Genomic DNA, 11,276 nt, shown 5'->3' with positions numbered 1-11,276 from the left:
GGGCGCCCGCCCGCGCGTGGATCGACCGGCCCCGGCCCCCGCGCCGAGACCGGCAGCGCGCGCGGCCGTCCCGTCGACGGACAGCGTCCACGAGGACCCCTACTTCGACATCCCCGCCTCGGCCTATGGCGACGAGGGCTCGCACGGCGCCGATGAGGTCCACATTCCGCACGATGTCGATGTGGGCGTCGCCTCCGGCGCAGCGCCGCAGGGCCAGCCGCCGCGCAAGTGGGAACCGAAGGGCGACTTCAAGGGCAAGGGCGGCAAGGGCAAGTGGAGCGGCAAGGGCGAGTGGCGCAGGCGCGACCAGGACCCGACCATCGGCATGCCGCTGGAGCTGCCGCCGGCGCCGATGAACCTCGCGGTCCGGATGCTGCTGCTGCACGGCGAGCTCTGGCACCAGATCGGCGAACAGGACCTGCAGTTGCTGCATGAACTGCCCGGCGAGCACGGGCAGCTGATCGCCTGGCTCGAGCGCTTCCTGGTCGACAACGGCCCGACGCCCTGGGCCGTGCTGCAGGTCGCGCTGCAGGAAGCGGACCTGATGGACCTCGCCCAGCGCGTCAGCGGCGGTCCGCTGACTGCACCGCCCGGCGACGAGCACCTCGAAGCCGAATTCCGCGAAACCCTGCGCAAGTTGTGGATCGGCAAGCTGCAGGCCGATGCCGACCGCATCGCCCGCAGCCCGCAGCCGGACATGGCGCGCTTCCAGGCGCTGCAGCAGCAGATCCGGGACCTGAAGACGGCGCTTTGAAGCGGGTTGACCTCGGATTGAAGGCGGACTGAACGCGTTTGAGGGCGCTTGGACGGGCGCTTCGGCAGGCGCTGGCCGTGGATCCGACGGCGCTTGAAACCACGTTTTTGACCAAACTACGGATTTCGCAGATAATCAAGGGTTTTCGCGCGTCAAGAGTGACCGCAGCGCCAACCGGTCCCGGCCCCCCAGCTGACCCTGGGTTCATATTCAAAGTGGCCAACCTTTACCGCCTGGGCTGCAACTTCAACGGTTCACGCTAGCCTTCACGCGCCAAGCCTTGAATGGCGGTCGGTTCGTCCCGACCTGTCGTCCAGGGCACGAGTTCGAGCCGCCTGGGCTCGTCCGCGCCGCATAGCCCGCAAGTGCCGGGAGTTTGTGGGCGCCGGCGACGCAGGTGGCCGTTTGCATTGCCTGCATCACCGCGAATTTCCCCGCATTCACCTACTGGCCCCGAGCCACCGAGGAACTGCATGACCGCCAAAAAGACCGCGTCCAAGGCCGCCGCCGCAGAAACCGAAGAAGTCAAGAAGCCGGCCGCGAAGGCCGCCGCCAAGACCACCAAGACCGCCACCGCTTCGGCCGATGACAAGCCCAAGCGCGGCCGCAAGCCCAAGGCCGAGACCGAGTCGAAGAAGCCCGCCGGCAAGGCCAAGGTCGAGGAAGAGGACGAGGACTTCGCCGACGTCGATGCGGAGGGCGAAGGCGACGGTGAGGCCGAGGTCGACGCGGACACCGAGGTCGCCGAGGTCGAGGAAGTCGGCGACGACAAGCCCAAGGCCAAGCCGCTGCGCATGAAGGTCAGCCGCGCCAAGGAGCGCGCGCTGATGCGCGAGTTCGGCCTGGACGAGACCGCGCTGACCGAAGAGGAAGTCGCCAAGCGCCGCCAGGAGCTCAAGACCCTCATCAAGATGGGCAAGACGCGGGGTTTCCTGACCCATCAGGAAATCAACGACCACCTGCCCGAGAAGCTGATCAACGAGGAAATCCTCGAGGCGATCGTGTCGATGCTCAACGACATGGGCATCGCCGTGTACGAGCAGGCGCCCGATGCCGCCACCCTGCTGATCCAGGGCTCGACCTCGCCGACGGCGACGGAAGAGGAAGCGGAGGAAGCCGCCGAGGCCGCGCTGTCCACCGTCGATTCGGAATTCGGCCGCACGACCGACCCGGTGCGCATGTACATGCGCGAGATGGGCACCGTCGAGCTGCTGACGCGCGAGGGCGAGATCGAGATCGCCAAGCGCATCGAAGGCGGCCTGCAGGCGATGATGCTGGCCATCTCGGCCTCGCCGACGACCATCGCCGAGATCCTGGCGATGGCCGCCAAGATCCGCGCCGGCGAGATGCAGATCTCCGAGGCGGTGGACGGTTTCGTCTCCGATGACGAGGCGGACGACTACGTCGCCGAGGAAGACTTCGACGAGTTCGACGAAGAGGACGACGACGACGGCGCCGGCGGCTCCAAGGCCCTGACCAAGAAGCTGGAAGAGCTGAAGAACGCGGCGCTGGTGAAGCTGGACTCGCTCGCGTCCAACTTCGACAAGATGCGCAAGGCCTTCGAGAAGGACGGCTACAAGTCGCCCAACTACAACAAGGCCCAGGCGGCCATCAGCGCCGAGCTGATGACGATCCGCTTCACCGTCAAGACCATCGAGAAGCTGTGCGACATCCTGCGCTCGCAGGTCGACGACGTGCGCCGCTTCGAGCGCGAGATCCGCAAGATCGTCGTGGACAAGTGCGGCATGCCGCAGGACCACTTCATCAAGACCTTCCCGCCCAACGTGCTGAACCTGCAGTGGGCCGAGAAGGAAGTGGCCTCGGGCAAGCCTTACGCGAACATCATGTCGCGCAACCTGCCCGCGATCCAGGAACTGCAGCAGAAGCTGATCGACATCCAGGGCAAGGCGGTGGTGCCGCTCGATGACCTCAAGGGCATCAACAAGCGGATGAACGAAGGCGAGAAGGCCTCGCGCGACGCGAAGAAGGAAATGATCGAGGCCAACCTGCGCCTGGTCATCTCGATCGCGAAGAAGTACACCAACCGCGGGCTGCAATTCCTGGACCTGATCCAGGAAGGCAACATCGGCCTGATGAAGGCGGTGGACAAGTTCGAATATCGCCGCGGCTACAAGTTCTCGACCTACGCGACGTGGTGGATCCGCCAAGCCATCACCCGCTCGATCGCGGACCAGGCCCGCACGATCCGCATCCCGGTTCACATGATCGAGACGATCAACAAGATGAACCGCATCTCGCGCCAGCACCTGCAGGAGTTCGGCTTCGAGCCGGATGCGCCGACGCTGGCCGAGAAGATGGAGATGCCGGAGGACAAGATCCGCAAGATCATGAAGATCGCCAAGGAGCCGATCTCCATGGAAACGCCGATCGGCGACGACGACGACAGCCACCTGGGCGACTTCATCGAGGACACCAACAACACCGCGCCGATCGAGGCCGCGATGCAGGCCGGCCTGCGCGAGGTGGTGAAGGACATCCTCGACAGCCTGACCCCGCGCGAGGCCAAGGTGCTGCGCATGCGCTTCGGCATCGAGATGAGCACGGACCACACGCTGGAGGAAGTCGGCAAGCAGTTCGACGTCACCCGCGAGCGCATCCGCCAGATCGAGGCCAAGGCGATCCGCAAGCTGAAGCACCCGTCGCGTTCCGACAAGCTGCGCACGTACTTGGACAATCTGTGATTGCCCCAGTGCGTGCCCGCCGCAGGCGGATGACGACGCAGTCGGCATTCAGCGAGCGGCGAAGCCACAAGCTGCGCACGTACTTGGACAATCTGTGATGCGCGCCTGAGCTCGTCGACCCGGCCGCCCTCGCGGGCACCGGGTTTGCCCGATCCACCGGCCCCCGTCCTCGGACGCGGGCCGGTTTTCTTTTGCAGGGTGCCCCCGGGCCGCCTCGGGTGCTGTTCCGTCAACCGCCCGCACGTTGGGGGAGGTGTCGCACCGGGGCCGACAGGCCCCCGAGGCGAGGGCTAATCACCACGCGGCGGCCAGGGTGGCGCGGCTACACTGAGACTTCCTTCACACCTCAGCTCCTGCAAGGCCGATGACCCAGATCCGCGAGCGCTCCGTCCTGTTTGCCGACCTGCGCGGCAGCACGGCGCTGTTCGAGACCTTGGGCAACGCGGAAGCCTCCGGGCTGGTGACGCAGACCGTCGCGCTGATCGGCCAGGCGGTCGACGAAAACCGCGGCGACATCATCAAGACCCTGGGCGACGGCCTGATGGCCGCCTTCGACAATCCGCGTGACGGCATCAAGGCCGCGATGCGGATGCAGGAACTGCTGGTCAAGACCTCGGCCCGCAGCGAGCGGCTGCGCCACACCCACCTGCAGATCGCGCTGGCGCGCGGCGAGGTGGTCGAGATCCACGGCGACTGCTTCGGCGACGCGGTCAACGTCGCGGCCCGGCTGCTGGACCACGCCGGCGACGGCGAGACCGTCGTCACCGCCGAGGTGGTCAACGGCCTGACCAGCGCGCAGAAGTCGCGCTTCCGCAGCCTGGACCACATCAGCGTGCGCGGCCGTGCCGAGCCGGTCCACATCTATGTGCTGGACCAGGGCCGCGGCGACGCGGCGGCCACCCAGTTCGGCGAGATCGTCCGCAGCGCGGCGCCCGAGGGCATCCGCCTCGTCTGGCAAGACCTGGACCGTGTCTTCGACATCGAGCAGATGCCCATCGTGCTGGGCCGCAGCACGCAGGCGACCTACTGCATCACCGACGTCCGCGTCAGCCGATCGCATGCCCGCATCGACTGGCAAGGCAGCAGCTTCAGCCTGACCGACCTCAGCTACAACGGTACCTTCGTGCGCTTCGGCGCGGGCGGCCAGACGCTGAGCCTGCGCCGCGGCTCCTGCACGCTGCACGGCGCGGGTGCGATCGGCCTGGGCGGGCCACCGTCGGAAACCCAGGCGCCGACGGTGCGCTTCGAGGTGCTGCACCTGGCCGAGGCCAGCTCGCCGCTGCTGATGCGCCGCGGCGGCCTGTGAGGCTGCCGGCCCGGCGCCTCGACCCTCCGGCGTCCCGGACGCCCGCCTTCCTGCACACTCGCGGCTCCACACCGTCGCGGTCCCCGAATTCCAATGAGCTTTCTTCCTGAACCCGATCATGTGCATGGGCGCGCGCCGACGATCGGCGTGCTGCTGGTCAACCTGGGCACGCCCGACGCCCCGACGCCCGAGGCCACCCGCCGCTACCTGGCGCAGTTCCTCTCCGACCCGCGCGTCATCGAGATTCCCAAGGCCGCCTGGTGGCCGATCCTGCACGGCGTGATCCTGCGCACCCGGCCGGCGAAGTCGGCGAAGAAGTACGCCAGCATCTGGACCCGGGACGGCTCGCCGCTGCTGGTCTGGACGAAGAAGCAGGCCGCGCTGCTGCAGGGCCTGCTCGGCGAACAGGGCCACCGCGTCAAGGTGCTGCCGGCGATGCGCTACGGCAACCCGTCGATCACATCGCAACTCGATGCGCTGCGGGCCGAGGGCGCCACGCGGGTGCTGATCCTGCCGGCCTATCCGCAGTACTCGGGCGCGACGACGGCCAGCGTCGTCGACGACGTGGCGCGCTGGTCGCTCGCGCATCGTCACCTGCCGGAGTTCCGCTTCGTCAACCGCTACCACGACGACCCGCGCTACATCGCCGCCCTGGCCGAGAGCGTGCGCGCCCACTGGAAGGCCGAGGGGCGCGGCGAACTGCTGCTGATGAGCTTCCACGGCATGCCGGCGCGCACGCTGGCGCTGGGCGATCCCTACCACTGCGAATGCCTGAAGACCGGCCGCCTGCTGGCCGAGGCGCTGGGGCTCTCGGAAGCGCAGTACAAGGTGAGCTTCCAGAGCCGCTTCGGCAAGGCGCGCTGGCTGGAGCCCTACACCGAGCCGACGCTGCGCGAGCTGGCGGGACGGGGGCTGAAGTCGGTCGACCTGATCTGCCCGGGCTTCTCGGCGGACTGCATCGAGACGCTCGAGGAGATCGACATGGAGGCCCGCGAGGCCTTCCTGCACAGCGGCGGCCAGCGCTTCAGCTACATCCCCTGCCTGAACGACCGCCCGGCCCACATCCGCGCGCTCGCGGCAATCGCCACGCAGCACCTGCAGGGTTGGCCCACCACCGTCGTCCCCGACCAAGCCCAGGCCGCCGACCTCGCCCGGCAGCGCGAGGCCGCCATCACCGCCGGCGCTTCGCGCTGATCGCCGCCCCAATGGAACAGGGCCCCCGCGGGGGCCCTTGGCGCATGTGGCGCATGTGGCGCGCGTGGCGCTGCGCTCAGCCGAGCGCGGTCGCCGCCTGCTGACGCGCCTTGCGCGCGCCCAGCCACTTCAGCGTGCGCGGCAGCAGCAGCACGATCACCACGATCGCCAGCAGCCCCGCCGACAGCGGGCGCTCGAAGAAGACCCCCCAGTGGCCGCCGCCGATGGCCACGCCATTGCGCAGGTGCGCCTCGGCCAGCGGGCCCAGGATCATGCCGACGACGACCGGCGCGGTCGGGAAGTCGAAGCGCCGCATCACCACGCCCATCGCACCGATGGCCAGCATCAGGTACAGGTCGAAGGCGCTCTGGCGCATGCCGTACACACCCACCGTCGCGAAGATCAGGATGCCGGCATACAGCGGCGCGCGCGGGATGCGCAGCAGCTTCACCCACAGGCCCACCAGCGGCAGGTTCAGCACCAGCAGCATCACGTTGCCGATGTACAGCGACGCGATCAGCGCCCACACCAGCGCCGAGGAGGTGGTGAACAGCTGCGGCCCGGCCTGGATGCCGTAGTTCTGCAGCGCCGACAGCAGGATGGCCGCGGTCACCGAGGTCGGGATGCCCAGCGTCAGCAGCGGCACCAGCGTGCCGGTCACCGCCGCGTTGTTGGCCGCCTCCGGTCCGGCCACGCCTTCGATGGCGCCGGTGGTGCCGAACTCCTCCTTGTGCTTGGACAGCTTGCGCTCGGTCGCATAGCTCAGGAAGGTCGGGATCTCGGTGCCGCCGGCCGGGATGACGCCGAACGGGAAGCCCAGTCCGGTGCCGCGGATCCACGCCGGGATCGAGCGCTTCCACTCCAGGCGCGTCATGTGCACCCGGCCCATCGTGTTCATCGTCAGGTTGCTGCGGCCTTCGTAGAGCGCGACATAGAGCGTCTCGCCCACCGCGAACAGGCCGACAGCGACCAGCACCGTCTCGATGCCGTCGAGGAACTCCGGCACGCCGGCGGTGTAGCGGATCTGTCCGGTGATCTGGTCCTGGCCGACCAGGCCCATCGCCAGTCCGATGAAGAGCGCCGTCAGGCCGCGCAGCGTGCTCTGCCCCAGCACCGCGCTGACGGTGGTGAAGGCCAGCAGCATCAGGCAGAAGTACTCCGGCGGGCCGAGGGTGACGGCGAAGTCCGCCAGCACCGGCGCGAACAGCGTGACCAGCACGGTGGCGATCGTGCCGGCGAAGAACGAGCCGATCGCCGCGGTGGCCAGCGCCGCGCCGGCGCGGCCGTGGCGGGCCATCTTGAAGCCTTCCAGCGCGGTCACCATCGTGCCGGTCTCGCCCGGGGTGTTGAGCAGGATGGACGTGGTCGAGCCGCCGTACATCGCGCCGTAGTAGATGCCGGCGAAGAAGATCATCGACGCGGTCGGATCGACCTGCGCGGTGATGGGCAGCAGCATCGCCACGGTCACGGCCGGGCCGAGGCCGGGCAGCACGCCGATCGCCGTGCCCAAGGCGCAGCCGATGAAGGCCCACATCAGGTTGGCGCCGGAGGCGGCCGTGGCGAAGCCGCCCATCAGGTGGGTCCAGAGGTCTTGCATGTCAGGACTCCAGGAGGCTCAGAGCCAGCCGCCGGCGGTGATGGCCGGCAGGTTGAGGGCGAGCAGCTTGTTGAAGAGCCAGAACACCGGTGCGGCGATCAGCAGCCCGGTGACGACGTCGATGAGGAGCTGGGGCGCGCCGCCGTGGCCCTTGCCCTCGGCGCGGCGCAGGCCGCGCACGGCCAGCACGAAGCACAGGGTGCAGGCGAGCACGAAGCCGATGGTGGTGATCAGCGCCGCGTTGGCGATGACCGCGCCAGCGACCCAGGCCGCGGAGATCCAGTCCGCGCGCGGCGCGCCCGAGGGCGGCTCCATCTGGCGGAAGCCCCCGGTGCGGGACTCCCACACCAGCCAGGCGCCGCAGACGATCAGCACCACCGCGACGAACCAGGGGAGCGCGTTGGGACCGACGCCGCCGTAACCGGCGTCGCCGGGAATCGCGGCGGCGCCGATGGCCATCACCGCGCCGACGGCGACCGCCCCCGCGCCGACCAGCGTCTGGTACAGCGGGTGCGGCGTGGTATCGACGACATCCGGCGCGACGGGCGCCGCGCCGGGCACGGTGGCGGACGGGTGGCCGGCCACGGCCTTGGAGGGAGAGTCGGACATGGCGGGCCTCCCGGGATCAGACCATGCCGGACTTGTGCATGATCGCGCGCAGCGACGCGAACTCGCCGTCGACGAAGTCCTCGAAGGCCTTGCCGGTCAGCACGGCGGGCGTCCAGCCGTTCTTCTCCAGCGCTTCCGTCCAGGCCTTGGACTTGGTCGCCTTGACCACCATGTCGATCAGCGCCTGGCGCTGCTGCGGCGTGATGCCGGGGGCGCCGTAGACGCCGCGCCAGTTGCCGATCTCGACGTTGTAGCCCAGCTCCTTCATCGTCGGGATGTCCAGGCCCTTGATCCGCTGCGGCGCGGTGATCGCGATCGGACGCATCTTGCCGCTCTCGATGTAGGGCTGGAACTCGCTGTAGCCGCTGCCGCCGATGGAGACGTTGCCGCCCAGGATCGCAGCCACCGCCTCGCCGCCGCCGCGGAAGGCGACGTAGTTGACCTTGGTCGCGTCGACGCCGACCTCGCGCGCCAGCATCGCCGCAGCGATGTGCTCGGTGGCGCCGCGCGAACCGCCGCCCCACTTCACCGAGCCGGGGTCCTTCTTCAGCGCCTCGACCACGTCCTTCATCGTCTTGAACGGCGAGTTGGCCGGCAGCACGAAGACGTTGTACTCGCTGGTCAGGCGCGCGATCGGGGTGGCCTGCGTCAGCGTGACCGGCTGCTTGCTGGTGATCAGGCCGCCCAGCATCACCGCGCCCATGACCATCATCGCGTTCGGGTCGCCCTTGGCGGCGTTGACGAACTGCGCCAGGCCGATGGCGCCGGCGGCGCCGCCCTTGTTCTCGAAGGTCACCGCGCCGGCGGCGCCGGCGTCCTGCAGGGCCTTGCCCAGCGCGCGGCCGGTGATGTCCCAGCCGCCGCCCGGGTTGGCGGGCACGAGGATCTTCAGTGCCGCGGCGGCCTGGGCGCTCAGCGGCAGCGCGCCCGTGGCGCCCAGCGCGGCGAAGGCGGCCGCGGACTTGAGGAACTGGTCTCGACGCATGCTCGTGTCTCCTTGGTTGTCGCGCCGGGGCAGAGCGCGCTCCCGACGTCGTTGTCGCCGCGAATCGTGCACATGGCGGCTTTCATTCGGCTGTCGGAAAGCTCAGGGTTGACCCTGAGCGGCGGCCGCGCGGCCCCTGGCGGACACTGCCGGGCATGAGGTTGCTTTTCGTCGAGGACAACGCCGCGCTGCAGACCACCGTGGCCCGCTCGTTCGAGCGCCGCGGCATCCAGGTCCTGGGCTTTTCCGAGGGTCGGCCCGCCCTGGAACGCTGGCGCGCGCAGCCGCCGGACGTGGTGCTGCTGGACCTGTCGCTGCCCGACATCGACGGGCTGGAGCTCCTCTCCGCGGCGCGCGCCGCGCAGCTGACCACGCCGGTGATCATCCTGACCGCGCGCGGCACCGTGGGCGATCGCATCCTCGGCCTGAACCTGGGCGCCGACGACTACATGCCCAAGCCCTTCGACCTGGACGAGCTCGAGGCCCGGGTGCGCGCCCTCGCCCGCCGCAGCCGCGGTGCGGGCGGTGCGCCGTCGGCCGGCGGCGCGCACGATGACGAGGCCTTCTGCGGCCTGCGCGTCGACGCCGACAGTGGCGCGATCTATCACCTAGGCCTGCCGCTGGACCTGCCGCCGCGCGAGGCCGCGCTGCTGCGCGCGCTGCTGGGACGGCCGGGCCAGGCGGTGGCCAAGGAGCGGCTCACCGAGATCGTCTTCGCCGACGACCTGGACGTGCAGCCCGATGCGGTCGAGGTCGTCGCCTACCGGCTGCGCAAGCGGCTGCCCGCCGACAGCGCCCGGCTGGTCACGCTGCGGGGCCTGGGCTACCTGCTGAAGGCGCCCGACTGAGCGCGCGCGAGGTGAACGGGGTGGATGGCGTGAGCGGCATCGAGCGCGACGGCCGCACCGGCGGCAAGGCGCGGACCGGCGGGGCGTGGACCGGCGGCGCGCGACCGCGCCGACGCTGGCTGAGTTCGATGCGCAGCCGGCTGCTGCTGGGAATCCTCGTGCCGGTGGGGCTGCTGATCGGCGCGAATGCGCACCGGCTCTACCAGGACGCCCTGCGCGCCATCGACACCGCCTACGACCGCACGCTGCTCGCCTCGGCCAAGACCATCGGCGAGCAGCTCGACGTGCAGGGCACCCCCGACGCGCCGCGGCTCGTGTCCGAGGTCCCTTACGCGGCGCTCGAGGCCTTCGAGGCGGACAACCGCAGCCGCATGTTCTATCGCGTCACCGGCTTCCAGGACGAGTGGGTGTCGGGCTTCGACGACCTGCCCGCCTGGCACGGCAAGCTGCCCGATCGTGGCGCCTATGCGGCGCTGGTCGATTTCTACGACGACGTCTACCAGGGCGAGCCGGTGCGCATCGCGGTGCTGAAGCAGCCGGTGTCGGGCGCCGCCGGCCTGGGCGTGGCCACGATCCAGGTCGCCGAGACCCTGGAGATCCGTCGCACGCTGGCCCGTCAGGTGCTGGTCTCGACGCTGTGGCGGCAGGCCGCGCTGCTGGCGGTGATCGCGATCGTGGTGTGGGGCGTGGTGCTCTTCGCGACCCGGCCGGTGCGAGCGCTCAGCCGCACGATCGCCGCGCGCGCCGACGACGACGTCGACCCGATCCCGATGCCGGGCGTGCCGGCGGAACTCGCGCCGCTGGTGGCCGCGATCAACGAGGCCTGGCACCGCCAGGCCGGGCTGCTCGCCCACCAGAAGCGCTTCGTGCGCGACACCTCGCACCAGCTGCGCACGCCGCTGGCGGTGCTCAAGGCGCAGGTGCAGTCCGCCCGGCGTGGCGACGTGCCGGCCGCGCAGGCGATCGACGAGATCGGCGCGACCGTCGACGGCGCCACCGCGCTGGCCAACCAGATGCTGGCCCTGGCCAAGGTCGAGCAGTTGCGCCAGCAAGGCGATCCGCCGCGGCTGGACCTGGCGGCGACGGTGCGCGAGGTGGCGCTGGACCTGGCGCCGCTGATCGCCGACGCGGAACTGGACTTCGAACTGTCGACCGAGCCCTCGCCGGTGCGCGGCCATGCGTGGGCGCTGCGCGAGCTCGCGCGCAACCTGCTGCACAACGCACTGCGTCACTGCCCGCGCGGCGGCCGATTGGCGGTCGCCGTGACGACCCGCGGCCGCG

Annotated in this window: 8 protein-coding genes and 1 pseudogene; 6 read left to right on the top strand and 3 right to left on the bottom strand. The window is 69.9% G+C overall.

The features are described from left to right. The 4 genes and pseudogenes from CS062_RS26420 to hemH all read left to right on the top strand — a co-directional run. Positions 1 to 754, top strand: a pseudogene (locus CS062_RS26420) (hypothetical protein); the annotation flags it as partial. Positions 755 to 1,227: 473 nt separating this feature from the next. Continuing rightward, positions 1,228 to 3,456, top strand: coding sequence for an RNA polymerase sigma factor RpoD (gene rpoD, locus CS062_RS23935; RefSeq protein ID WP_199174341.1), 2,229 nt, complete (start codon positions 1,228 to 1,230; stop codon positions 3,454 to 3,456). Between the two features lie 364 nt (positions 3,457 to 3,820). Beyond that, the gene (locus CS062_RS23930) at positions 3,821 to 4,762 is read left to right on the top strand and encodes an adenylate/guanylate cyclase domain-containing protein (protein WP_099864274.1); all 942 of its coding nucleotides are present in this window, start codon (positions 3,821 to 3,823) and stop codon (positions 4,760 to 4,762) included. 93 nt (positions 4,763 to 4,855) lie between these two features. Beyond that, positions 4,856 to 5,956 (top strand): ferrochelatase, encoded by a 1,101-nt coding sequence (gene hemH, locus CS062_RS23925; RefSeq protein ID WP_199174340.1) that lies wholly within the window; start codon positions 4,856 to 4,858, stop codon positions 5,954 to 5,956. A 76-nt stretch (positions 5,957 to 6,032) separates the two neighbouring features. Here the strand turns inward: hemH and CS062_RS23920 are convergent, their stop codons facing one another. The 3 genes from CS062_RS23920 to CS062_RS23910 are packed head-to-tail and all read right to left on the bottom strand — an operon-like array spanning position 6,033 to position 9,147. Next, positions 6,033 to 7,553, bottom strand: coding sequence for a tripartite tricarboxylate transporter permease (locus CS062_RS23920; protein WP_099864271.1), 1,521 nt, complete (start codon positions 7,551 to 7,553; stop codon positions 6,033 to 6,035). 18 nt (positions 7,554 to 7,571) lie between these two features. Beyond that, positions 7,572 to 8,162 carry a tripartite tricarboxylate transporter TctB family protein gene (locus CS062_RS23915; protein WP_099864269.1) on the bottom strand — a complete coding sequence of 197 codons (591 nt, stop codon included), beginning with the start codon at positions 8,160 to 8,162 and terminating at the stop codon, positions 7,572 to 7,574. A gap of 16 nt (positions 8,163 to 8,178) precedes the next feature. Continuing rightward, on the bottom strand, positions 8,179 to 9,147 hold the full coding sequence (locus CS062_RS23910; protein ID WP_099864268.1) for a Bug family tripartite tricarboxylate transporter substrate binding protein: 969 nt from the start codon (positions 9,145 to 9,147) through the stop codon (positions 8,179 to 8,181). Positions 9,148 to 9,302: 155 nt separating this feature from the next. On the opposite strand from CS062_RS23910, the gene CS062_RS23905 reads away from it, so the two are divergent. Beyond that, positions 9,303 to 9,995, top strand: a complete 693-nt coding sequence (locus tag CS062_RS23905) for a response regulator transcription factor (protein WP_099864266.1) — start codon at positions 9,303 to 9,305, stop codon at positions 9,993 to 9,995. Positions 9,996 to 10,123: 128 nt separating this feature from the next. Further along, the coding region (locus CS062_RS23900) for a sensor histidine kinase (protein ID WP_099864280.1) at positions 10,124 to 11,276 on the top strand (1,153 nt) is incomplete at its 3' end.

Origin of the sequence: Roseateles chitinivorans, from assembly GCF_002761755.1 — a bacterium.
Lineage (GTDB): Bacteria > Pseudomonadota > Gammaproteobacteria > Burkholderiales > Burkholderiaceae_C > Roseateles > Roseateles chitinivorans.
Note: the sequence above shows the minus strand (reverse complement) of the source record. Positions and strands in the feature narration are given on the sequence as shown.

What these genes read in the sequence shown, in the direction of transcription:
- rpoD (WP_199174341.1), top strand. Translation starts at nt 1,228, where the DNA reads ATGACCGCCAAAAAGACCGCGTCCAAGGCCGCCGCCGCAGAAACCGAA.
- CS062_RS23930 (WP_099864274.1), top strand. Translation starts at nt 3,821, where the DNA reads ATGACCCAGATCCGCGAGCGCTCCGTCCTGTTTGCCGACCTGCGCGGC.
- hemH (WP_199174340.1), top strand. Translation starts at nt 4,856, where the DNA reads ATGAGCTTTCTTCCTGAACCCGATCATGTGCATGGGCGCGCGCCGACG.
- CS062_RS23920 (WP_099864271.1), bottom strand. Translation starts at nt 7,553, where the DNA reads ATGCAAGACCTCTGGACCCACCTGATGGGCGGCTTCGCCACGGCCGCC.
- CS062_RS23915 (WP_099864269.1), bottom strand. Translation starts at nt 8,162, where the DNA reads ATGTCCGACTCTCCCTCCAAGGCCGTGGCCGGCCACCCGTCCGCCACC.
- CS062_RS23910 (WP_099864268.1), bottom strand. Translation starts at nt 9,147, where the DNA reads ATGCGTCGAGACCAGTTCCTCAAGTCCGCGGCCGCCTTCGCCGCGCTG.
- CS062_RS23905 (WP_099864266.1), top strand. Translation starts at nt 9,303, where the DNA reads ATGAGGTTGCTTTTCGTCGAGGACAACGCCGCGCTGCAGACCACCGTG.